Origin of the sequence: Streptomyces aureoversilis, from assembly GCF_042657885.1 — a bacterium.
In the GTDB taxonomy this organism is placed as follows: Bacteria; Actinomycetota; Actinomycetes; order Streptomycetales; family Streptomycetaceae; genus Streptomyces; species Streptomyces aureoversilis.
The window spans coordinates 65,710-87,128 of sequence record NZ_JBHSKJ010000008.1; the positions used below are offsets into that span (position 1 = coordinate 65,710).

The following is a 21,419-nucleotide window of genomic DNA, read 5'->3' on the forward strand; positions in this document are numbered from 1 at the left end:
TCATCGTCCTCTGGTTGTCGTTCGCAAACCGGCGCGCATGTATCAGTCGGCAAGTCTGACGGAGAACAGGTCTGTAACTCCAGGGAGGTTCCTCGGCTCGCCGGGGTTCTTGGGGTCGATGTCCCAGGTGCGGCCATCGGAGCAGTGGAGTCGCAGTGGCTTCGGCTCCGGCTCCTTGCTCGTTCCCGGAGCCGGCGTCCCGCTCGGACCCGGGTCTTTGCTTGTTCGCGGCTTCGGCGTCCGGCCGGCCTCGGGTGCGCCGGTGACTCCGGGATCTTCCACTGGTCGCAGCGCGCACACCCGCGGCACGATGACCGCGGTGGCGGTCGCCTTCATGTGCCGTTTCTCCGTACCGGGGACGACGGAGCCCCCGATGGACTTCTTGGACTGCAGACTGACGGTGAAGCCCGTACGCCCGTCGCTGAGCGGTCGGCAGCCATCTGGACCGTTGCCCATCTCGGCTTCATTGCTTTCTGCGAAGCGCCTCGCCGCCGCGCAAGCCCTCTCGGTGAAGTCGTTTCTGCCGTTGAGTGCGCGGTGCCAGGTTGCTGGATCGCTGAGGGAAGCGAGCAGGCCCGCGCGGAGTTGCTCCCGGGCATCCCGTGCGGCCGCCAGTGCCGCAGCGTCGGCCGCAGACTGTGCGCCGTTGCGGGACACGGCGGCCTGACCGACCGCGACATAGGCGAACGCGAGGAAGAGCAAGCCCGCCACCACCGTGATGTAGATGGGGAGAGCCTGCCCTGCCTCGCGATGCGGCCGCGCAGTCAATCGAATCGGAGCTACTTGTTGGTTTCCTCCGGCTTCTTGGGCTCCTTGCCGATCTTGTCGGTCCCGTCGATTGCGCTCATGATCTTCTTCTTGATGCTGGTGCCGATGTCCGTGAAGCCGACGATGGCAGCCAGGATCGCCACCACGACGACGATCATGCCGATGTACTCCACCGCGGTCTGACCCTTGGACCGCTCGCGACGGAACATCCGGTCGATGACGTTGTCCCGCCACTCCACCACGTGCACTTTGGTGTCGACGGTCGCCTTCAGCAGCTTGTCGTTCATGCTCTTCCCCTCCGGCCTCAGCTGGCGTCATGCCGGCCGCTACGTAAGTCCTGGTTCCATCAGCGCCTCCGGTCGCCACCTGACCGGCCTCCCCGACGGCAGCAGAAACGTACGCCGGAACCCCACGTCTGAACATGGGTCCCAAGACCCAAACCCGGGCCCAAAGGCGTGCACCAGCCACCCGCCCGTTCACGTGGGCCCCCTTCACCCGCGTCTGTTCGTCACCCATGCGCTTTTCCTCCCCCGCGCGCCGTGCCGAGCCAGAGGGCGATGGCCTGACTCCGGTTCTCGGTCTGCAACTTGGTGAAGATGCGGTTGATGTGGTTCTTGACCGTCTTCTCGCTGATGAAGCACGTCGCCGCGATCTCGGCGTTCGTCATTCCTGCGGCGATGAGGTCCATGACCTCCTCCTCCCGCCGGCTCAGCGGGAACCGGGCCGGTTCGGGCGCGGGGGCAGTGGAGTGAGATGCGGTGTGCCCCGCGCTGGGAGCGCCCCTTCCCAAGCCGTCCGGTAGCTCCGGACGGCCGCTCGCCTGCCCCGGTGCTTGCCGTACATGGGCCAGCAGGGCCGTGGAAGCCGTGGCAGTGAAGTGCGCCCTGCCCTGCTTGATGTTGCGTATGGCCATGACGAGTTCGTCGGCTGTGAACTCCCCGTGGACGAGGTAGCCGCCGGCCCCCAGGCGCAGCGCCTCGTGCACGATCTCGGCTTCCTGGCTGTACGTCAGCATCAGGACGGTCGTCAGCTGCACGAGGTACGGGAGCGCCGAGATGCCGTCCACCTCCGGCATCCGGACGTCCAGCAGGACGACGTCCGGCCGGAGCCGGTAGGCGGCGTCGTACGCCTCACGTCCGTTTCCCGCCTCCGCCACGACCTCGATGTCCTGGCGGCCGGACAGGAGGGCGGTGAGTCCCGCCCGTACGACCGGGTTGTCGTCCGCGACGACGACGCGGAGCGGAGCGGGCTGAGGAGCCGTGGCGGCCGCGAAGAGGTTCCGGGGATCCTGCGGTGCTGCGGGGGCCGCAGGAGGCGACGGCTGCTGCTGCGGAAGTGACGGCGGGACGTGGGGATACGGCGGCTGCGCCGGTCTGTGCGACTGCCGGTTCTGCACGGTGTGCCCTCCTCTCGATGAGGGGTGGAAATCGACGGGGGACTAGCGGGCTGCCGACCGGTCGGTGCGGCCGGGCACCGGAGGGCCCACTGCAACAGGCGTTGGGCCCAGAGCCGCGAGTGGGAACTCCAGACGCACCTCCGTGCCCTCCTCGGCGCTCCCCTTGCCGATGCGGATCCGGGCGCCGATCCGTGCCGCCCGCTCCACCATCCCGACCAGACCGAAATGCCCGCTCCGCTTGAGCTCCTCCAGGGTCGTGCCGGGAGGCAGGCCGCGGCCGTCGTCGCGGATACTGATCCGCAGGGCTCCCTTGACCACGCCCACGGAGACGTCCACCTTCGAGGGGCCGGCATGACGGTGGGCGTTCTCCATCGCCTCGGACACGATGGTCAGAAGGTGCCGCGCAACGGCGTGGGGAACCACGGGGACGGCCGCGTTGCCGACCGGGCGGCACGAGGCGCTCAGCCCGGACCGGTGTGCGAAGTCGGCGACGCGGGCGGAGAGCTCGACGGTGACATCCACGCCGCCGTCCAGGCCCGATTCGCGCCTCAGGTCCGACAGCAGTTCCCGGGACTCCGCCGCCGCTCGCCGCGCCGAGCGGCTCACCAGCTCGGCCTGCTCCTTGAGCCGCTTCGGGTCCATGCGGTCGGCGGAGTGGGCCAGTCCGTCGGCCGCGAGCGCGAGCCCGTGCAGGGTCTTGGCGACCGAGTCGTGCATCTCCCGGGCCAGGCGGGCGCGTTCGCTCTGCACGGCCTCGGTGACGGCGAGCCGGGATCGGGTATCGGTCAGGGCTTTACTGGCTGCGCCGAAGCGCAGGACCAAGCGCCGCAACGTTACGCCGACCGCGCCCGCGAGGATGCACACCCCGGGCAGCAGCGCGGCTCCGTCCATGCTCAGCTCGACGCGGCGGTCTCCCACGTAGGCGAGACCGACGATCAGCAGCGTGAGCGACGCGAAGATGCCCGCCCCTCGCCAGCCGTATACGAGCCCGGCGAGCAGAGGAGTGCAGATGGTCACGTAGGCCAGCGGGCTCTCCGGCGTCGCGGTGAAGAGCATGAGTGCGCCGAAGACGGTGTCCAGGCCGAGCAGCGCCGGGTGCTTGAGCAGCAGTGGGCCGAAGCGCTCCCAGTCGCGGATCAGGATGTACGAGCCCATGAAGGTGAAGAGGATCGCGGAGCCGACCAGCCAGGTAGGCCAGCCGCGTCGCACCCCGTACAAGGAGAAAGGGGCTGCCAGCGCAATCATTGCCAACCGGAAGCCGAAGACCTGTCTGCACAGCGCCTGCAGCGCGGACAGCTGAATCCTGAGTGCCGGCTCGCTGGACGCGAGCTCCTCGGGCTCGGAGGCACCGCCGGAGACGACCGCGGCCGGTGGTCGCGGGCGCGAGTGGTACGCCGTGGTCACTTTCCCCCCCTACCCCAGCAAGCCCGAGCCGAAGAACATGCCCGTGCCAATGAGGATCATCGTGGCAGGGACCATGATCATCGTGACGATGGTGGTGGCCTTGGGCACGGCCTTGGCAGCCTTGCGCCGTGCGTTCTGTGCGTCCGCGCGCCGCATGTCGTTGGCGATGGCCATCAGCGTGTCGACGATCGGCGAGCCGAGCTCCTCGCCCTGCTGCAGCGCGGTGACGAACATCGCGACCTGCTCGGAGTCGTTGCGCTTGCGCAGCTCGTCGAAGGCCTGGCGGCGGCTGACGCCCATGTCCATCTGGCGCAGGGTGATGCGGAGCTCGTCGGACCACGGGCCCTCGTACTTCTCGGCCGTACGGTCGAGGGCCTGCCGGAAGCCGAGGCCCGCGGAGACGACGACGGCGAGCACGTCGAGGAAGTCCGGAAGGGTGCGCTCGATGGCCTCCTTACGGGCGCGGACGGCCGACCAGAGACCGACCTCCACCCACACGGCGCCGAAGGCGAACATCACGATCGCCAGCAACACCTTCCCCCCGGCCAGCATGACCAGTCCGCCGATCCCGCCCGTGACGCCGTAGACGAAGCGGCGTGCGGCGTACCGGTCGATGGTGAGGCCGCCGGGGTTGCCGGCCATGTCGATGCGGCGGCGGGTCTTGTTCACCCGCTCGGGCCCCATCATGCGCAGCACCATGGGCGCGTAGCGCATGCCCAGGCGGTCGATGAGGGACCCGGCGGCGTTGGTCCGGGTGGCGCCGACCTCCAGGGCGACGGCGAGGTCCGCGGGCAGCTTGGCGTCGGCGCGGTAGAGCCGGAGGCCGTAGAAGATCCCGACGATGGAGAGGGCGAAGACGAGTGCGAGCAGGAGTCCCATGGTGCAGCTTCTCTCAGATCTCTCAGGTCTCTCAGACGTCGATCTTGCCGAGGCGGCGGACGAGGAAGAAGCCCAGCCCGTAGAGGCCGATGGACACGATCATGGCGCCCTGCCCGATCACCGAACCAGTGATTTTGTCCAGGGCGCCCGGCCAGATGCGGTCCATCATGAGCAGGGCGCCGAGCCCCATGCCGGGGACGATGTATGCAGTCGCGGTGACCTGCGAGAGCTGGGTGCGCACCTCGCGGCGGGTCTCCTTCCGCTCCTCCAGGGTGACGGTGAGGCTGCGCAGCGAGCTGACGACCGTACCGCCCGCCTTGTTGGACAGGACCAGGGTCGTGACGAGGACGACCAGTTCCCGGGACGGCAGGCGCTTGGCGAGTTCGTCCAGCGCGTCGTCGAGGGTGTGGCCGACGGCCAGCTGATCGGCGACCCTGGCCAGCTCGTCGCCGGCCGGGCTTTCGAGCTCTTCGGCGGCCATGGCGAGGGCGGTGCGCAGGGCGAGTCCGGCCTGGGTGGCGTTGGCGACGACGCGGGAGAGCTCGGGCAGCTGGTTGATGAACTTCTCGTTGCGCTTCTGCCGCTGCCAGTTGAGGTAGGCGAACGCTCCCCAGAGCCCGGCGATCGCCGCGATGGGGCCGAAGAACGGAGCCAGGAGCATGCCGGCGATCAGCCACATGCCGACGGTGGCGCCGATCATGCCGACGAAGAACTGCCCGGGGGTGATGCGCAGACCCGTGGCGGCGAGCCGCAGTTCGATCTTCTTGCCGAACGAGGTCTTGCGGATCCAGCGGTCGATGCCGCGGAAGGCCGGGCGCCGGCCGCCGGTCCGTACCTCCGGGCCCTGCTGGGTGAGCCGGTCGACCAGCGCCTCGCGCTGGGCCCTGCCCGTCGCGTACACGTGCACGCCCACGATCGCGAGCACGCAGCACAGCAGCGTGGCGCCGATCGCCAAGAGCACAAACTTGTCCATGTCCGTTGGCAGACTTCCTACTTGGCTTCTCGCGCGGCGAGCTGATCGGCGGACTCGGCCACCCCGAAGGCGGGCGGGACGGGCTCGTTCTTGAGGTAGAGCCGGTCGGCCACCCGGCGCGGGAGCGGGAAGTAGGCGAAATCGCCGTACACGACGCCGTCCGCGGACATCGGCCGGGCGGTGAACCGGCTCACCGTGACGAGCTTGTAGTCCTCCCGGCCGCGGGAGTCGAGGATGGCGACCTCGCTGATCTTCCGCGAGCCGTCGGCATTGCGGCTCAGCTGGACGATGACGTCCACGGCACTGTTGATCTGGTCCTTCAGCGCCGCGAAGGGAATCTCGACCTCGGACATCGAGGCCAGCGTCTGCAGACGCATCAGGGCGTCCTCGGCGTTGTTGGCGTGGACGGTGGCCAGGGAGCCGTCGTGGCCGGTGGACATCGCCTGGAGCATGTCGAGCGTCTCGCCGCCGCGGACCTCACCGACGATGATGCGGTCGGGCCGCATGCGGAGCGAGTTGCGGACCAGGTCGCGAATGGTGATCTGGCCCTTGCCCTCGACGTTCGGAGGCCGGGACTCCAGAGTGATGACGTGGTTCTGCTGGAGCCTCAGCTCCGCCGAATCCTCGATGGTGATGATGCGCTCGTTCTCCGGGATGAGCCCGGACAGGGCGTTGAGCAGGGTCGTCTTCCCGGAGCCGGTGGCCCCGGAGACGATGACGTTGAACTTGGCGCGGACCAGCGCGGAGAGCAGGGCCAGCATCTGCTCGTCCAGGGAGCCCAGACCGATCATCTCGCGCAGGGTGTAGGCGCGGGGGAACCGGCGGATGGTCAGCGTCGCGCCCGACAGCGCCAGCGGCGGGATGATCACGTTGACGCGTTCGCCGGAGGGCAGGCGGGCGTCCACCATCGGGTTGGACTCGTCCACGCGGCGGTTGACCGTGGAGACGATGCGCTCGATGGTCTGCATCAGCTGCTCGCCCGAGGCGAAGCGGAGCGGCAGCTGCTCGACGCGGCCCGCGCGCTCCACGAAGATCTGGTCCGGCCCGTTCACCATGATCTCGGTGATGGAGGCGTCCTCGAGGAGCGGCTCCAGGATGCCCAGGCCGAGCGCCTCGTCCACCACCCGGCGGATGAGCTGCGAGCGCTCGTGGGTGGAGAGAACCGGCCCTTCCCGGCTGATGATGTGGCCGAGGACGCGCTCCAGCCGGGCCCTGCGCTCGGCGGTCGCGAGCGAGGACATCTCCGCGAGGTCGATCTCCTCGAGCAGCTTGGCGCGGTAGACCGCGACGAGATGGTTCTCCTCGTGCTGCGTGCCGCCTGCCTCGGGTGCGTTGATGCGCGCCCTCAGGCTCATATTCGGGGCTCCTTCTGTCTTGTGCCCGGCTGAGGGCAGATCACGGGAGGGTCGGTGCGGCTTACGGGAGAGTCGGTGCGGCTCACGGGAGGGTCGACGCGGCTCACGGGCGCGCCATGTCGCGGGGCATCGTGACGGTCTTGGTGGTGCTGCCCAGGTCGAACCCGATGATCGACGGAATGGACACTTCCGCGGATACGGTGGCCTCGTCGACTCCGATCCGGCAACGGATCTCGGTCCTCTTCGCCACCCAGCCGCTGATGGCGGCCTCGCCCGCCCGCCGGCACCCGTTCTCCATGCCGGAGCGGCCGGCCGTACGCGCCGCGGCGCGCGCCGCCGTGCCCGCCTGCTCCATCGCGTACATCGCGATGCCCGTCTGGATCACGGCCAGGCCGATCAGGATCAGCACCGGAAGCATGCCGATGAACTCGACCGCCGCCTGTCCCCGGTCACCGCGACCGGCGCGTTTCGCCATGCCTCATCCTTCCTTCGCCACGGCCGCCCTGCCCCTGATCGGGACGGGGAAGCTCGCGAGGCCAGGGAAGAGCACGGGCACCTCCAGCTCGACCTCGGCCTCGTAGAGGCTGCTGCCGTGGGCGTCGCCGCACCGGATGCCGGCCGAGTCCTGCCAGGAGGCGCCGAGACTGTTCCTCGCTCCGTTCCGGCAGGCCGCCTCGCGTGTCCCTTCGGCCGCCGTGGCTCCCCTGTGGGCCCCCTGGTCGGCCGCGTGCCCCGCCTGCGTGTACGTGTAGCCGGCCAGCACGCACTCCCAGAGCAGGATCAGCACCAGGAGGATCAGCGGCAGGATGCCCAGGAACTCGACCGAGACCTGTCCCCGGTCACCGTTGTCACCCTTCGCAGGGCCACCCTTCGCAGGGCCACCCGGCGCAGGGTCACCCTTCGCAGGGTCACCCGGCGCAGAGTCACCCTGCGCAGGACCGCGGCCCGCGGGGGCGCGCAGCCGCGCCGGCCGGGTCCTCATCGCCCGGTCCCGTCCGGCTCGCCGGTCGCGGAGTCCGGAGCTATGCCACCGCCGTCGGGGTCTCCGGGGTGCCCGTCTCCGCGGCGCCGGCGGAAGCCCACGGCCCCCCGGTCGCTGCGGTACCTCGCACGCCCCTTCCTGCCGGCCGCGTGCTGTGCGGCACTGCGCACCAGACCCAGCTCGCCGGCCAGCCCCCACATCGCCTGCTTGACCACGCTCCGGCTGTCGAGGTCCTGCATCCGGCCCGCGTCCACCACGGGCTGCAGGTCCTTGAAGTGGGCGGGGACGGCGGTGCGGGCGATCCGTGTGCCGACGATGCGCTCGATCAGCGGCGGCTGGATCTCGGTGTTGCGCACGGCGCGGTTGACGACGGTGATGGTCTCCTCCGCCTTGCGGACCTGGAGCCGCTCCCACATCCGCACCATGCGCTTGGCCGCTCGTACGGCGACGACGTCCGGAGTGAGGACGAGTGCGGCGACGTCCGCGACCTCGATGGCCGCGGTGTTGGCGCCGGTCATCTGGGAGCCGCAGTCGATGACCACGACCTGGTAGCGGCCGCGGAGCGCGCTGACGAGCTGACGGGCCGTCCGCTCGCTGACCTCCTCGGCCCGCTCTCCGTCAGCCGGGGCGAGCAGCAGGCCCATGCCCGTCTCGTGGTTGAAGACGACGTCCTGGAGGACGCGCGGCGTGATGTCGTGGATGTCGGCGAGGTCGGCGACGGACCTCCGGAACTGCACGTCGAGGTACGAGGCGAGGTCCCCGTTCTGCAGGTCCATGTCCACCAGGGCGACGCTGCGGCCGGCCGCCCTGGCGGCGAGCGCCATCTGGATGCTGATGACCGACGTCCCCACGCCGCCCTTGGCGCCGGAGACCGTGACCACCGTGCCGCCGGGGCCGCTGGGGGCCCCGACCTCGGCGGTCAGGTGCTTGCGCACGCCGACGGCCCAGTTGCCCGTCGCCCGGACCCGCGCCACGAGCTCGTCGTACGACAGGGGCAGGCCGACCAGGCCGCGCGCACCCGCGTCCATGGCGGCGGAGATCAGCGCGGGGCTGGTGTCCGCCGTGATCAGGATGACCCCGACCGCCGGGAACCGCAGCGCCACCTCGCGTACGAGCTCCAGGGCGGGGACCGGCCCGATCCGCTCGTGGACGAGCACGACCTCGGGAAGGTCGGCCATCGAGTCGTGGGCGAGCTGCGTGAGGGTGTCGATGAGCTGGGTGGAGCTGGCCGCCGGCTGGGCGGGCTCGGTGTCCGGGAGCTGGCTCAGCAACGCCGTCACCGAGCGGGCGGCGTCCGCGTCACCGACGGCCGGGAGGATTCTTGTGGCCATCCGTTACCTCACTTGTCGCCGTTCAGGGTGTAGTCCCGCTGGTTCGGCGGGATGGTCGTGTCACTGCCCGGTGCGACGAGCGCGAGACGGACGTGGGAGGCGAAGGACTCGGCGTAGGCGATGCGCTGGGCGTCGAGGGTCTCGAGCGCGAAGGTGATCGGCACGGCAGAGCCGCCGGACTGCGACTCGCCCTGCTTGGGGGCCAGCGGGGTGAGCTTCCCGACGTCGATCACCTTGGCGTTGGTGACGATGACTTTGGAACGGGGCTGGGCGGCGCTCTCGGCGCCCTCTCCCTTGCCGGTCGCAGATGCGAACGTCGCGTAGATGTTTACGGTGGCACCAGGGGTGATCTTTCCTGCGACACCCGTGACGGCGTCGATCATGATCGCGATCTCCTGCTGCCCCGGCTTCAGCGCGGGCCGGTCGGCGATCATGTCGGACTGCAGGAGGGAGCCCGCCTTGAGCGGATTGACCGCTATCTTGCCCGTGACCTCGTCCAGATTGGTCACTGCCGTGCTGGGCAGCCACCGCTTGGGGAGCGAGACCTGCTTGAAGTCTCCGGCCTCCAGCGCCCGGTACGCGGGGACGTCCGCCGCCAGCTCGTACGCCGTGACCTCGGGTCCCACCTTGGAGTCGACGTCGTTGATCACCGAGAGAACACCGATGAATGCGGCGAAGGCGCACACAACAGAAAGGAGGAGCAGCATGATGCCGCGGCGCTGGCGTGAGTTCATGGTTGCGGACTACCTCGTTCAAGGGTGGATTCGGTGAGCAGCGCTGCGGGACGCGCTGGGCCTTGCTCTGTACTCGCTTCGTGCTCGGGAGGAGTGCGACGAGTGCGCGCCGGCTCGGCCGCGCGGCGGCGTGCGGCCGGGGTGCGCCCTCTGCGGGTCACTCGGCGGACTGCCCCTGCAGTCCGGCTTCGGGACTAACGACGCCGCTGCGCGACTGTTGGTTCGCGTGAGGCGGGAGAGACGCGGAGCAGAACACGCAGCGCTCGCCGATGAGCTCCAGCCCGCACCACGGGCACGGCTGTCGCTTCACGGAGGCGACGAGCTGGGCGAGCACCGAAGTATCCCCGATCGCCGCGACGAACTCGACCAGTTTGCCCGTTCCCCACCAGCGGAGGGACTCCTGGGGCAACTCCGCCTGGTGGAGGGCCTGGACGGCCCAGGCGGGCGCGAGGGTCGAAGTGACCCAGTCCGAGGGGATCCGTCCCTGAGCGACGGTCAGGTAGGTGCCGAACTTCGGCCCGGCGAGGGTGGCGCCGTCGGTGCCGATTTTGATCAGCTGCGGCGTGGGGCTCGCCAGGACGCCGAACTGTGAACCCGGGAGCCAGGACTTCGCATGGGACTTGAGCCCGACAGGTACGTGGTCGAGCTTGGCCACGGAGTTCAGCAGGGCGCCGGCGTACAGGTAGTGCGAGAACAGCAGCGCCGCCGATCCGACGACGCCGGCACCGAAGTCGAAGACGGAGATCTGACGCAGCTGCCGCGCGAGCACGGCCAGTGCCAGGGGCGGCAGATCCACGCGCACCAGCGCGATCCTGCCGTTCTCCAGAACCGAACGGATCGTCTGGAGCCGTCGCTCGTGCGGCACGGCGAGGGACGAAGGGTAGAGCACGATCACATGACCGCACTGCTCCACCAGCGCCTGCATGCCGGCGAGAGCATCGTCCAGCGACTGCTCGCCCGGAGGCTGGAGCACCGCCGCGGACGGCGTCCGCCCGTCAAGCGGCGCCAGTACCAGGTCAGCGCTGGTAACTGCTATCGCGGTTGCCACGTCTGATTACCTGTCCCCTCCGGACGCCCCGTACTGCAGGCGCCCGCAAATCATTCTCCCCCGTACAACTGCAGCAGCACTTTATCCGCGTCACGGGAGTCCGGAGAACACCATCCCGGGGCCCCGGCAGGGCACTTGGAGCGCCTCAACCAGGGGCAATGTGGGACATAGTTCCTCCGGGGTCGGGGGCGCGGGACGGTCCGGCTGCGCCGCTGGAGCCGCTGGAGCCGAAGTCAGCTGAACGCCGCCGGGAGGAATGCAATCCAGAGAAAGCCCGTGACCAGCAGGCCGAAGGCGGGGAGGAGGATGGGCGCGAGGTCTTCCCTGCTTGCGATCGTGGCCGTGCGCTCCGGGTTGGCGGGGTGGTAGTGGACGACCGTGCGGTAGCCGCGCTGGATGCCCTGCGACACGTCCTCGGAAAACCGGATGCGCCGGCCGTCGGCGGCGTCGAACTCGAAGACGTGGTGATAGCTGGTGTCCTCCCGTCCCGAGGACACCTGCACCTCCACGCACTCCGCCTCGGCCTTGAGGCCGTACCGCATCACCTTGAAGACCGTCAGCAGCCGGTGCAGGAAGTACGCCGGCAGCGCCCCCAGGCCGATCAGCCCGGCCGCCGTGATCACCGTCAAGGTCTGCCCCCGTCGCGAAACGAACTTTGGGCCCGGCGTGGGTCCGTGGGCCCATGACCAGGCAGTTCGTGCAGGCTAGCGTGGGCTGGAAGTGATCAGGAATAGAGGGCACGCGGGCATGGGCGGCATAGGTGGCGGATTTGGTGCAGGAGGGGCAAATCACCCGTACGGCGCGCCGGACCCACGGCGTACCGGCCCCTTCTTCCCTCTGATCCGTTCGTGGGCCGTGGGCTTTCTCGTGCTCTACGGCGTCGGCTATGCACTCGAATTCGCCCGGCTTGGCGCGCTTCTGACGGATGAACGGCTGTCCTCTCTGGCATGGCGGCTCATGCTCGTCTGGGCCCCCAACCTCCTCTGCAACACCCTGGCCGGGTGGGTGGCGGCCCGCATCCTTCCCGGGGCGTACAGGGGTTCTTTGCCGCTCACCCTGCTCGCCGCTCTGGGGGCACCCGTACTGGCCTGCGCCGAAATCCTCTTCTCCGGGTGGGGCTTCTGGAATGCCGAAGCGGTCGGCGTGATTGCGGGAACGGCGATTGCCGGTGGCGGCACAGGAGCCGTCACTGTCTTCCTCGGCGGTACACGTGGGAGTCACGTCCACTACAACTGGGGCGACTCCGGAGCAACGGCCGTGGAATACATCGGCATGCTCGCGGTGGTTGTGGCGATCATGGTCGCTCTGGCCGCTACGAATCTCGGGAAATCCATTGCGGACGAGATCAAGGCGAAGATCTGCCAGGCCTTCGGAGGATCCTGCTCCACGGGTACGACGGGCGAAGTCGCTGCGAAGCAGCACAATAATGATGCTGCCTGGGAGCCAGGTCTGTGCAACACCTTGAATGTCTCGGACGTCGGGGGGCACGAGGTGAAGCTCGGCTGGTTCAAGATCGGCAGCGAGTACGGATTCCAGAAGCAGGACTTCACCAAGAAGGTGAAGGGCGAGGACGGGAAGTATAAGACCGTCCCGAGGTTCCGCATCACCTTTTCCGAGGCCGGTAAGGTCGGCGTGGGATGGAAGCCCAAATTCGGCATGGAAGCCGGGAAGTTCGACGAGCAGCCGGCCAAGCTGGAGCTCGAGGGCGGCATCAAAGTGACCAGCGGTGACACGTTTGAATTCGGCTCCGCCAAGGAGCGGGATGACTTCATGGGGAAGTTGAACGAGTACGCGGCCGCCAAGGGGCATGCTATGGGCGGGTCGGCGCACGAGTCTCCTGCCGCGAGCAGTGCCGCCCTCAAACGTTTTCTCAAGGTCAAACGCGAGATCAGCGAGGTCGTTGACGGTAAGAAGATCTCCTACGGCACGGTCGCCGCGGAGGCTTCTGCGAGTGGAGCTCTTGAGTTTTCCCCCGACGAGGCCAAGAAGTTCTCGGGGAAGCTGGGTAAAAAGCTGAAGGTTTCGCCTTCTGTAACCGTCACCCACGACAGCATCAACAACCTTGTGGGCAGGACCTACTCCTACGAGCTCGAGGACGCTGAAAGTGCCGAGCTGGGTGGCGTGGGGCTCGGCATGAAGGGCGAGAAGGGCGGAAAGCGCGCGGCGACGGTAACGGTCAATCGGGCCCCTGACGGCACGCTCATGTCCATTATCATCACTCACACCAGCCAGACCAAGGGCAGCAGCAAGGCGAGCGGCGATGCCAGCAAGTCGGGTGAAGAGGATCCCGACACCAAGAAGAAGCCGAAGGGCAAGGGCAGCGCGAGCAAGTCGGACGAGGCCACCCAGGCCCATGTGGTCACAAATATGATCAAGTTTGATGATCACTCGACCGACCCGGTTCTGCAGGCGATCACGAAGAGGGATCGCAAAACCGCGAATGACTGGCTGAGTGGCAAGCACGGCGGCAAGCTGCATCCCATCGAATCCATCTTTTCCAACGAAGCGCCGACCAGCCAGCCGAAGGACGAGGGTACGTTCGAGTACCTGATGTACAAAAAGGGCGTCTCAAGTAGAGCCGACTACGCCGGCGTGACCAATGCCGCCGAATTCGGATTTGATGTCAACCTCGGCGTCGGGGATTTCGGGTACAAGGCCACGTTCTCCAAGGAGGTCCAGCGGATCGGTGATGCCGAGTTCCTCGGCGCCCCGCGGGAGGACGGCACGCGCAACTATGTACCCTTCGGCCTCTGTGCCAAGTGAACGAGTGAGCCGGACGAGAGCGAGTTGCCATGGTCATCACCACGCCACCGAAGCCGTGCAGCCGTCGTGCGGTCGTCGCGATGGGGGCGATCGCCCTCGCCGGCAGCATGCTCACCGGATGCAGCGGCGAGAGCAGCCCGAAGACGCCGGAAGGCTGGGGGACCCTGGACGCGCGGCAGGTGAAGGTGTCCTACCCGGAGGGGTGGAAGCCCGTTCCTCCGGGGCAGGAGAGGAAGAAGAACACCACCAGTGCGACGCTGAGCAAGGATGGCACTGTCGTCGGTTGGATCGCCGTCCGGCCTTCGTTCATGGCGGCCGGTGACCTCGAACTGGCTGTGGGAGGAGCCACAGCCACCTACGTCCTGGGCGGCGAGTTCAAGAAGTCCAAGGACATCAGGCCGGGTGGCGTCGAGGCCCGCCGCATCGACTACAACCCCCAAGCCTCGAACGGCCTGGACCACTCCCCTCCCGAAGGAACCACCGTCGACGGCACCGATGTTGTCGGCATGGACGCCGAGGACAGGCCGTTCCTGGTGCGCATCATCAGGAAGCAAGGGGCCGTCTCTCCCTCCGACGTAGACAAGATCGTCGAGTCCGTCAGGGTGACCGGCTGACCGGCTGACCGCCGGGGCCCTGAGGTTCCGAATGGGCCCCAGGGCCCAAGACCCCGCCCCCGTAAGGCCGTTAGCTTCCCCCTCACGTGATCACGCGAGGGAGGGGCGCGAGGCATGGACGGGGCTGGTGTCAACTGGGGGCGTAGAAGGGCGAATCGTTTCCACGGCGATCCGCCCGAGCCCCGGCTCGGGTTTCTCTTCTCGTTGATGCGTTCCTGGGCCGCCGGCCTCGTGGTGACGTTCGGCGCCGGATACCTGTTGGGCGTCGTCGTCGTGGACGCCCTCGCAACGCCGGAGCGGCTGGAGTCGTTCGGCTGGCGCATGGCGCTGCTCCACGTGCCCGGCACGGTGGTCATCGTCCTGGCCGGGCTGGCCGCGGCGCGGTTGCACAAGGAGCCGTACCGCCACTCGCTTCCGCTCCACCTCCTCGCCGCGCTCGCCGTTCCGACGGCGGTCACGCTGAGGAACCTGTTCGGCAGCTGGGACATCGTCGTCGCCGAGGCCGTGTGGATGGCGGCGGCCTCCTTGGTCTTCGGCGCCATGTGCGCCCTGCTCCTGGACCGGCTGTGGGAAGGGCGAGGGGGCGGTCGTTCCCGGCGCCCGTGGGACGACCTCGGGCAGACGGCCGTGGACTACATCGGCATGCTGGTGGTCGTCGTCGCGGTGATCGCCGGGCTGCTGGCCACCGGTGCCGGCCGGTCGATCGGCGGGCAGATCAAGGAGAAGCTCTGCCGGGCGTTCGGGGGCGGCTGTGGGGGAGACGGGCAGTCGCAGGCGGACGGCAAGAAGGATGCCGATTTCGAACCTCCGCTGTGCAACATCACCACCGTGTCGGACACCGCGGGCAGCGAAGCCAAGATCGCCTGGTTCAAGTGGGGGAACGAGTACGGCTTCCAGCAGCAGGTCTTCAAGGCGAAGACCGACGTCAACGGGGACGGCAAGGTCGACGGCAAGGACCAGAAGGTCTATCTGACCTTCACCGACGCCGCTTCGGTCGGCGCCGCGGGGGAGTGGAAGCCGGGTCTCAAGGTCGGCAAGCTGGGCACCGACAAGGTCGAGCTGGGCGCCGGCGTCAAGGTCACCAACGGCGATACGTGGGCCTTCGACAGCCCCGAGCAGGCCGAGAAGTTCCGCAAGGACATCGAGGTGATGAAGACCTGGGAGACCACCACGAAGTACGGCGGAATGGGCGGCGGCAACCCGTACGCGGCGTACAAGTACGCCAAGGAGCGGGAGAAGATCGAGAAGAAGCTCGGGGACCGGCACATCGGCTACGGCAAGATCGGCCTGGAGGGCACGGCCGAAGCCGGCCTGAAGATCTCCGCCGCGGACGAGAAGAAGCTCTCCGCGCAGCTGGGCGGAAAGTTCAAGTTCTCGCCCGAGGTCACCTTCACGAACAACGACATCAACGGGACCAAGGCCTACACGTACTCCGCGGGCATGGAGTACGGCGGCAAGACGGGTGTCGAGGCCGGTGGCCTCAGCGGCTCCTCCGAAGGGACGGTCGCCCGTACCGGGACCATGACCGTCACCCGGGACAAGAAGACCGGGAAGCTCACCCGCATCGACATGACCCAGACGATCGACAGGAAGGGCAACGACGGCGGCAAGGCGAGCGGCTCCAAGGACAACGGGAAGGACGGGGACGACAAGAAGGGCGGCGGCGCCAAGGCCGGCGGCAGCTCCAAGACGAGCGACGTCGACCTCGTCACCAACTCGATCGTGTTCGCCGAGGGGGACAAGGGGGACGCCGACCGGGCCACCGCCGAGAAGTGGCTGGACGGATCCGGGGACAACACCGCGCCGTTCACCTACATGTTCGGCGACCACGCGCCGACGACCAGGCCCGGTGACGACGACCCCTTCGGTCGGCTCCTCTTCGACAAGGGCATGTCCAGCAAGATGCACTACACCGGCGAGTCGAGCGCCGCGGAGTACGGCTTCGACCTGACGCTCGGACTCAGCCTGGGCTTCAAGGTGTCCACGGAGCACAGCGATCAGAAGCTGGACGAAGCCAAGTTCCTCGGTGCGCCTGCGGACGGGAAGCGCGGATACGTACCGTACAGCTACTGCGCGAAGTGACCGGTGGGGCGCGGCGTGACCGACGGGATCGGGAGATGAGAAGGGAATGGACGTGAAGCGTGTGCTGCGCACCCTCAAGGGCGTCGGGGCCGGAGCGCTGGCGGCGGTGCTGATCGCCGGCTGCGGGAGCGAGAAGGAAGCGGGCTCCTCCGCTGCCGAAGGGTGGAAGGCGCTGGACGCCCAGCGGCTCACCGTCTCCTACCCGCCGGGGTTCACCGAGCTCGGCGCCGCCGACCGGGGTTCTCACACCGCGGCCGCGGCCGCCCTCACGGAGGGGGGCAAAACGGTGGGAAAGGTCGGTGTGCAGATCAACTTCACCACGGCCACGTCGGCCGAGATGGCGGCCATCGGAGCCGAGGCCAGCGTCCAGCTGGGGTCGACTCTCGGCGGACAGAAGAAGATCGACGTCCGGGGGACGGACGACGCCCGGCGCGTCGATTACGAATTCACGTCCACCGGCCAGCAGAACACGCCCTCCAAGGGGACGCGGATGACCGGCGTGGACATCGTCGGCATGGACAAGAAGGACGAGGCCTTCCTGGTGCGGATCAACGCCGTGAAGGGGAAGCTGTCCGACGCCGACATCAGCAAGATCGTCGAATCGGTCCGCGTGACCGGGTGACCGCGAGACCGGGAGACCGGTCACCCACGCTCCGTTGGGCCCCCGGGCCCATGACGCCGCCCCCACCCGGTCCGTAGGGTCGTGACGTGTATCTGTCTGCCATCCTCCTCGCCGCCGTCTTCGGCGCCCTGAGCGGATTCCTGGTCCCCCGCGCCGCCTACCGGTTCGCCGTGGAGCCCGAAGAGCCGTGGCGGGCGGCGTGCCCGGCCGGGCACGCGATCACCGGTGTGGCAGGGGGATGGCTCGGCCCGGCGCGTTGCGCCGCATCAGGCGCCGGACCGGACACCGGACCGGAGGCCTCCGAGCGCTGCCCTGCCTACGGGCCCGCAGTCGTCGCGGCGCCCCTGATCTGCGCGCTGGTGTGCGCCGCCCTCGCCGCGGCGGTCGGGCCGCGGCCGGAGCTGGTGGTGTGGCTGCTGCTCGCGCCGATCGCGGCCGTGCTGGCGGTGGTCGACGCCACCGTGCACCGCTTGCCGGACATCCTGACGCTTCCCTTGGCGGGTGCGGCCGTGGTGCTGCTCGGTGCGGCGAGCCTGGTCCCCGGTCACGGCGGCTCCTGGACCGGAGCCGTCACCGGTGCGCTCGCTCTCGCCGGCGTGTACTTCGTCCTCTTCCTGATCCACCCCAACGGCATGGGCTTCGGAGACGTGAAGCTGGCGCTCGTCGTGGGCGCCGTCCTGGGCTGGTACGGCTGGGCCGTGCTGTTCGTCGGCTTCTTCCTGGGGATCTCGCTGGGAGCGGCCTACGGCATCGGGCTGATGGTGCTGAGGCGCGCGGGCCGGAAGTCGGCCATGCCCTTCGGGCCGTTCATGCTGATCGGCGCCTTCCTCGGGATGCTCCTGGGGGCCGCGAGCGTTTCTGCCTGAGGCGGGGGAACGCGGCCGCGCAGCCCTGCGGAATCCCTGCGCGGATGACACCGGCACGTGCAGGATGGGGCCGGGCCGAATTCGCGATGCCGGGGAGGCGTGTGATGCGGTACCGGCGCAGGCACAGGACTGCCCTCGCGACCGCGGCGGCGCTCTGCGTGCTTCCGCTCGGGCAGGGAAGGCCGGCAGGAGCCGCGGAAGCCGGTGGCTCGTCGGCCTACAGACCGGCGGCGAGCGCGAAGGAGGTCAGCGGCTCCGCGTCCGCCGCGCAAGGGCCGCTGCTGCGACCGGGTACGTACACGGACACGATCGGCCCCGGGGGGAAGAAGTTCTACGCCGTGGACCTGGACGCGAGATCGGATGCCTACGTTTCGGTGGTCGGGGCGCCCGCCCCCGGCGCCGCCGTCGGCCCCGAGGACGGCATCCGCGTGGCGCTGCGGCGGGAGGACGGGCAGGAATGCGGCTTCGGCGAAGCGAAGTTCCGCGACGCGGACAGCGGCCGCCCCCTGGCCGACTACGCGGTCCGCAGGGCACGGCCGGATCCGGGCGGGTGCGGGCACGCAGGCCGCTATCACGTGGTCGTGGAACGGACCGGGCAGGCCGGGGACACTTACCCGACCGAGATCAAGTACATGACGGAACCAGGGCTCAAGGAAGGGACCCTGGCCGTCACGTCCGGGACCGGCAAGTGGAACCCGGCCCCGTCACCGGCCCCGTCACAGGGCCCGCCATCGGCCTGGTCACAGGACCCGTCATCGGCCTCGTCACCGGTCACGGGCAGGAGCCCGGGCCGGGTCACCGGCGGCACGGGCTTCAATGACGCCCCGGCCGTGGGCAACGGCGTCTGGAAGGACGACCTGCTCCCCGGCCAGACCCGCTTCTACCGGATCCCCGTCTCCTGGGGCCAGCGGCTCTCCGTGGTCGCGGACGTCCCCAAGGCCTTCGCGCCTCCGGGCTTCCACGCCCCCGGCGGCGTACGGGTCGGGCTCAACAATCCGGCGCGGGGTTACGTGGGGGAGTCCGTCGAGGACTACCGGGGCATGCCGAAGTCGGTGTCGCTGAGCACCGCTCCGGTCGCGTACGAGAACCGCCTCCGCGGGCGGTCGGACCCGGCGAACGCGATGCGCGTAGCCGGCTGGTACTACCTGCAGGTGGGGTTGCACCCGAAGGTCGGCGAAGTCGTGAGCCACCCGGTGCCGGTCGTCCTGCGCGTCACGGTCGACGGGACGCCCAGGGCGGCACCCGCCTACGACGGCGACGCCGTGGCGGCAGGCTTCGGCGTCACCGCCGACCCCGAAGCCGTGGCCGGCGACAGCGGCGCGGGCCGGGACGCCCTGCGCGTCATCGGCTATGCGGGCGTTTCCACCGGGAGCGCCCTGCTGTGCTGGCTCGGCGGGTGGTGGGTGGCCGCTCGGCAGCCGGTCCGCCGCTCCCCGGCCCGGTATCGCGTCCGGACCGGCAGCCTCATGCCTCGACGGTGACCCGCCCCCCGGCCCGCAGCCCCCACCGCTCCATCGCGCCCGCCTCCGCCTCCAGCACGTGCCGGGAGCGCAGGCGGGGGGCGCCCAGGCGGCCGGGCTTCATCGTGCGGACCGCCAGGACCCGGAAGTGGCGGTCCAGGTATGCGACGTCGATGGCGAACCGCATGCGGAAGGTGTGGACGCTGCCGGCGGGCGTCAGCAGGATGGCGCCGTCGATGCCGTCCCGGCCCAGGAGCCCGCGGGTGCGCGCCCGGTACGAAGCGGCGATCTCCAGGGGGATCGGCTCCGTGGCGGTCGTGCTGTCGGCGACGCGCAGCGTCGCCCGGCCGTCCTGCCAGCGGCCCATGCGCTGTCCTTCCGTCGGCTTCGTGTTCGAGCGTTGTATCACTCCGCCGGTTGCGGCGTCCGCTCCGCGTTGTCCACAGGGGTCGCCGGACGGGCGCAGATGCGCTGTCCTTGGGGGGTGAAGGCAGATCACCCGCGCCTGCGCGAACTCGCCGTCGCGCAAGGCGGATTCGTGCTGACCTCCCAGGCCGTGGCCGCCGGGCTGTCCCGTGGCGGAGCGGCCCGGTCGCTGCGTCGTGCGGGCTGGACGCGGCTGCACGCCGGGGCCTGGGCGGAGCCCGGCCGGCAGGCCGATCTGAGGCTGCGGTTACGGGCCCTGCAGCTCAACCGCCCGGAGCTGGTCGTGAGCCACAGTTCGGCCGCCGCCGCGCACGGCGTCGCGCTCATACGGCCGTGCAGGCCCGAGTTCACCTCCCGCGTGGGGCGCAGGCGCGCGGTGGACGCCGTCGTCCACCGTCTCCCGCCGGCGGAGGCCGAGGTGACGGTGGTCTCCGGTGTCCGGGTCACCACGGCCGTACGGACCCTGTCCGATCTGCTGCGGGCCCTGCCCGCCGACGAGGCCGTCATCGCCGCGGACTCGGCGCTCGCCCACGGCCTGGTGTGCCGCGACGACGTCGCGCGGGCTCTCGAAGCGTCGGCGCGCCGCCCGCGCACCCGGGCGGCGCGGCAGGCGCCGGCGCTCACCGACCCGGCCAGCGGCTCCCCGGCCGAGTCCAAGGCCCGCCTGGAGATGGGCCGGGCGGGGCTGCATCCGGATTCGCAGGCCGAGGTCACAACGGCGCGCGGGCGTACGGTCCGGCTGGACTTCCTCTTCCGGGCGGCCGGGCTCGGCATCGAGATCGAGGGGTTCGCCTGGCACGGCACGAGGGCCGCCCACCAGAACGACACCATGCGCTTCAACGAGCTCGCCGGCTGTCCGGAGGTCCGCCGCGTCCTCCGCTTCACGCGGGACGACGTCTTCCACCGGCCCCGGCTCGTGATCCGCACCATCCGGCGGGCCCTCGACGACCTCCGCTCCTGAGCACGTCCCTGAGCATGCCCCCGAGCAACTATTGGAATGGTCGATCCAAAACTGCTACGGTTCCCGGCATGGCCCGACCGAGGAAGTTCGACGAGGAGCGGGCGGTCGACGCCGCGTTGGAGGCGTTCTGGGCCGCCGGGTACGAGGCGACCTCGACCCAGGATCTGTGCGACGCCACCGGCCTGGGCCGCAGCAGCATCTACAACACCTTCAAGAGCAAGCACGACCTCTTCCGGCGGGCCCTGCTCCGTTATATGGAACGCAAGAACGGGAACATCGACGCGGTGCTGGAGAGCGCGATGCCCGCGAAGGAGAAGATCCGGGCGCTCCTCGGCGTCATCGTCGAGGAGGAGGGGCTCCACGCGGAGGACCGGCGCGGCTGTCTGGTCGTCAACACCTGTATCGAGCTGGGGTCCAGGGACCCCGAGGTGGCCGGCGTGCTGGAGCGCGACTACCGGCGGCGGTTCGAGGCGCTGAAGGCCGCCATCGAGGCCGGGCAGCGGGACGGTGACATCGACCGCGCCAAGGACGCCGGTGCCCTCGCGCACTTCGTGATCGCGGCCATCGGCGGCATGCGCGTCTCCGCCCGGGCCGGTGTCGGGCGGGAGGCGCTCGAAGGGATCGTGCGGACCACGGTCGACGCCCTTTGACGGGGTGACCGCCTCCTGAAGTGAGGCTCGGTCTCCGCTGCTTCCTTCATTCCTTCCTCTCCCCTTTCTCTTTCCTCTCTCCTTCTTCTCTCCACTCCTTCGCAT

Annotated in this window: 22 protein-coding genes; 8 read left to right on the forward strand and 14 right to left on the reverse strand. The window is 69.4% G+C overall.

Translation table 11 applies throughout. The features are described 5' to 3' along the window. Positions 1–42: 42 nt before the first annotated feature. The 13 genes from ACFPP6_RS15705 to ACFPP6_RS15765 all read right to left on the reverse strand — a co-directional run bounded on the left by ACFPP6_RS15705 (position 43) and on the right by ACFPP6_RS15765 (position 11,493). Positions 43–768 (reverse strand): pilus assembly protein TadG-related protein, encoded by a 726-nt coding sequence (locus ACFPP6_RS15705; RefSeq protein ID WP_382041958.1) that lies wholly within the window; start codon positions 766–768, stop codon positions 43–45. An 11-nt stretch (positions 769–779) separates the two neighbouring features. Further along, a complete protein-coding gene (locus ACFPP6_RS15710) occupies positions 780–1,055 on the reverse strand; it encodes a Flp family type IVb pilin (protein ID WP_382041961.1) in 276 nt (91 codons plus the stop codon). A 221-nt stretch (positions 1,056–1,276) separates the two neighbouring features. Next, a complete protein-coding gene (locus ACFPP6_RS15715) occupies positions 1,277–2,164 on the reverse strand; it encodes a LuxR C-terminal-related transcriptional regulator (protein WP_382041964.1) in 888 nt (295 codons plus the stop codon). 42 nt (positions 2,165–2,206) lie between these two features. After that, positions 2,207–3,568, reverse strand: a complete 1,362-nt coding sequence (locus tag ACFPP6_RS15720; RefSeq protein ID WP_382041967.1) for a sensor histidine kinase — start codon at positions 3,566–3,568, stop codon at positions 2,207–2,209. Between the two features lie 9 nt (positions 3,569–3,577). Further along, positions 3,578–4,447 (reverse strand): DUF5936 domain-containing protein, encoded by an 870-nt coding sequence (locus ACFPP6_RS15725; protein WP_058046007.1) that lies wholly within the window; start codon positions 4,445–4,447, stop codon positions 3,578–3,580. A gap of 31 nt (positions 4,448–4,478) precedes the next feature. Continuing rightward, the gene (locus ACFPP6_RS15730; RefSeq protein WP_382041970.1) at positions 4,479–5,420 is read right to left on the reverse strand and encodes a type II secretion system F family protein; all 942 of its coding nucleotides are present in this window, start codon (positions 5,418–5,420) and stop codon (positions 4,479–4,481) included. 17 nt (positions 5,421–5,437) lie between these two features. Further along, a complete protein-coding gene (locus tag ACFPP6_RS15735; protein WP_382041973.1) occupies positions 5,438–6,775 on the reverse strand; it encodes a CpaF family protein in 1,338 nt (445 codons plus the stop codon). A 103-nt stretch (positions 6,776–6,878) separates the two neighbouring features. Next, positions 6,879–7,250 carry a TadE family protein gene (locus ACFPP6_RS15740; protein WP_382041976.1) on the reverse strand — a complete coding sequence of 124 codons (372 nt, stop codon included), beginning with the start codon at positions 7,248–7,250 and terminating at the stop codon, positions 6,879–6,881. A gap of 3 nt (positions 7,251–7,253) precedes the next feature. Then, a complete protein-coding gene (locus tag ACFPP6_RS15745) occupies positions 7,254–7,562 on the reverse strand; it encodes a hypothetical protein (protein WP_382041979.1) in 309 nt (102 codons plus the stop codon). A 191-nt stretch (positions 7,563–7,753) separates the two neighbouring features. Then, positions 7,754–9,088: a CpaE/TadZ family protein gene (locus tag ACFPP6_RS15750; RefSeq protein ID WP_382041982.1), complete on the reverse strand. Its 1,335-nt coding sequence runs from the start codon at positions 9,086–9,088 to the stop codon at positions 7,754–7,756. Positions 9,089–9,096: 8 nt separating this feature from the next. After that, positions 9,097–9,822, reverse strand: coding sequence for a Flp pilus assembly protein CpaB (gene cpaB, locus ACFPP6_RS15755; RefSeq protein ID WP_382041985.1), 726 nt, complete (start codon positions 9,820–9,822; stop codon positions 9,097–9,099). Between the two features lie 157 nt (positions 9,823–9,979). Continuing rightward, positions 9,980–10,870 carry a hypothetical protein gene (locus ACFPP6_RS15760; RefSeq protein ID WP_382041988.1) on the reverse strand — a complete coding sequence of 297 codons (891 nt, stop codon included), beginning with the start codon at positions 10,868–10,870 and terminating at the stop codon, positions 9,980–9,982. 233 nt (positions 10,871–11,103) lie between these two features. Then, a complete protein-coding gene (locus ACFPP6_RS15765) occupies positions 11,104–11,493 on the reverse strand; it encodes a DUF3592 domain-containing protein (RefSeq protein ID WP_382042584.1) in 390 nt (129 codons plus the stop codon). 232 nt (positions 11,494–11,725) lie between these two features. Between ACFPP6_RS15765 and ACFPP6_RS15770 the strand changes: the two genes are divergently transcribed. From ACFPP6_RS15770 to ACFPP6_RS15795, 6 genes are all read left to right on the forward strand, one after another. Then, on the forward strand, positions 11,726–13,633 hold the full coding sequence (locus tag ACFPP6_RS15770; RefSeq protein ID WP_382041991.1) for a Flp family type IVb pilin: 1,908 nt from the start codon (positions 11,726–11,728) through the stop codon (positions 13,631–13,633). A 29-nt stretch (positions 13,634–13,662) separates the two neighbouring features. Beyond that, the gene (locus ACFPP6_RS15775) at positions 13,663–14,247 is read left to right on the forward strand and encodes a hypothetical protein (RefSeq protein ID WP_382041994.1); all 585 of its coding nucleotides are present in this window, start codon (positions 13,663–13,665) and stop codon (positions 14,245–14,247) included. A 207-nt stretch (positions 14,248–14,454) separates the two neighbouring features. Further along, on the forward strand, positions 14,455–16,329 hold the full coding sequence (locus ACFPP6_RS15780) for a hypothetical protein (RefSeq protein WP_382041997.1): 1,875 nt from the start codon (positions 14,455–14,457) through the stop codon (positions 16,327–16,329). A gap of 46 nt (positions 16,330–16,375) precedes the next feature. Continuing rightward, positions 16,376–16,951, forward strand: a complete 576-nt coding sequence (locus tag ACFPP6_RS15785) for a hypothetical protein (protein WP_382042000.1) — start codon at positions 16,376–16,378, stop codon at positions 16,949–16,951. Positions 16,952–17,037: 86 nt separating this feature from the next. Then, a complete protein-coding gene (locus tag ACFPP6_RS15790) occupies positions 17,038–17,817 on the forward strand; it encodes a prepilin peptidase (RefSeq protein ID WP_382042003.1) in 780 nt (259 codons plus the stop codon). 104 nt (positions 17,818–17,921) lie between these two features. Next, the gene (locus ACFPP6_RS15795) at positions 17,922–19,298 is read left to right on the forward strand and encodes a hypothetical protein (RefSeq protein ID WP_382042006.1); all 1,377 of its coding nucleotides are present in this window, start codon (positions 17,922–17,924) and stop codon (positions 19,296–19,298) included. On the opposite strand, the gene ACFPP6_RS15800 is transcribed toward ACFPP6_RS15795, so the two are convergent. Beyond that, complete coding sequence (locus tag ACFPP6_RS15800; protein WP_382042008.1) at positions 19,282–19,644, reverse strand: DUF192 domain-containing protein; 363 nt, start codon at positions 19,642–19,644, stop codon at positions 19,282–19,284. The two genes, ACFPP6_RS15795 and ACFPP6_RS15800, sit on opposite strands and share 17 nt — an antisense overlap. A gap of 117 nt (positions 19,645–19,761) precedes the next feature. On the opposite strand from ACFPP6_RS15800, the gene ACFPP6_RS15805 reads away from it, so the two are divergent. Both ACFPP6_RS15805 and ACFPP6_RS15810 read left to right on the forward strand, forming a co-directional pair. After that, entirely contained in the window at positions 19,762–20,664 is a 903-nt protein-coding gene (locus ACFPP6_RS15805; protein ID WP_382042011.1) for a hypothetical protein, read from the forward strand. Positions 20,665–20,732: 68 nt separating this feature from the next. After that, complete coding sequence (locus tag ACFPP6_RS15810; protein WP_382042014.1) at positions 20,733–21,314, forward strand: TetR/AcrR family transcriptional regulator; 582 nt, start codon at positions 20,733–20,735, stop codon at positions 21,312–21,314. Positions 21,315–21,419: the final 105 nt, after the last annotated feature.

Bases quoted from the DNA above. Each gene is read 5' to 3' on its own strand.
- ACFPP6_RS15710 (WP_382041961.1), bottom strand. From the start codon at position 1,055: ATGAACGACAAGCTGCTGAAGGCGACCGTCGACACCAAAGTGCACGTG.
- ACFPP6_RS15725 (WP_058046007.1), bottom strand. From the start codon at position 4,447: ATGGGACTCCTGCTCGCACTCGTCTTCGCCCTCTCCATCGTCGGGATC.
- ACFPP6_RS15730 (WP_382041970.1), bottom strand. From the start codon at position 5,420: ATGGACAAGTTTGTGCTCTTGGCGATCGGCGCCACGCTGCTGTGCTGC.
- ACFPP6_RS15735 (WP_382041973.1), bottom strand. From the start codon at position 6,775: ATGAGCCTGAGGGCGCGCATCAACGCACCCGAGGCAGGCGGCACGCAG.
- ACFPP6_RS15740 (WP_382041976.1), bottom strand. From the start codon at position 7,250: ATGGCGAAACGCGCCGGTCGCGGTGACCGGGGACAGGCGGCGGTCGAG.
- ACFPP6_RS15750 (WP_382041982.1), bottom strand. From the start codon at position 9,088: ATGGCCACAAGAATCCTCCCGGCCGTCGGTGACGCGGACGCCGCCCGC.
- cpaB (WP_382041985.1), bottom strand. From the start codon at position 9,822: ATGAACTCACGCCAGCGCCGCGGCATCATGCTGCTCCTCCTTTCTGTT.
- ACFPP6_RS15775 (WP_382041994.1), top strand. From the start codon at position 13,663: ATGGTCATCACCACGCCACCGAAGCCGTGCAGCCGTCGTGCGGTCGTC.
- ACFPP6_RS15780 (WP_382041997.1), top strand. From the start codon at position 14,455: ATGCGTTCCTGGGCCGCCGGCCTCGTGGTGACGTTCGGCGCCGGATAC.
- ACFPP6_RS15785 (WP_382042000.1), top strand. From the start codon at position 16,376: ATGGACGTGAAGCGTGTGCTGCGCACCCTCAAGGGCGTCGGGGCCGGA.
- ACFPP6_RS15795 (WP_382042006.1), top strand. From the start codon at position 17,922: ATGCGGTACCGGCGCAGGCACAGGACTGCCCTCGCGACCGCGGCGGCG.
- ACFPP6_RS15800 (WP_382042008.1), bottom strand. From the start codon at position 19,644: ATGGGCCGCTGGCAGGACGGCCGGGCGACGCTGCGCGTCGCCGACAGC.
- ACFPP6_RS15810 (WP_382042014.1), top strand. From the start codon at position 20,733: ATGGCCCGACCGAGGAAGTTCGACGAGGAGCGGGCGGTCGACGCCGCG.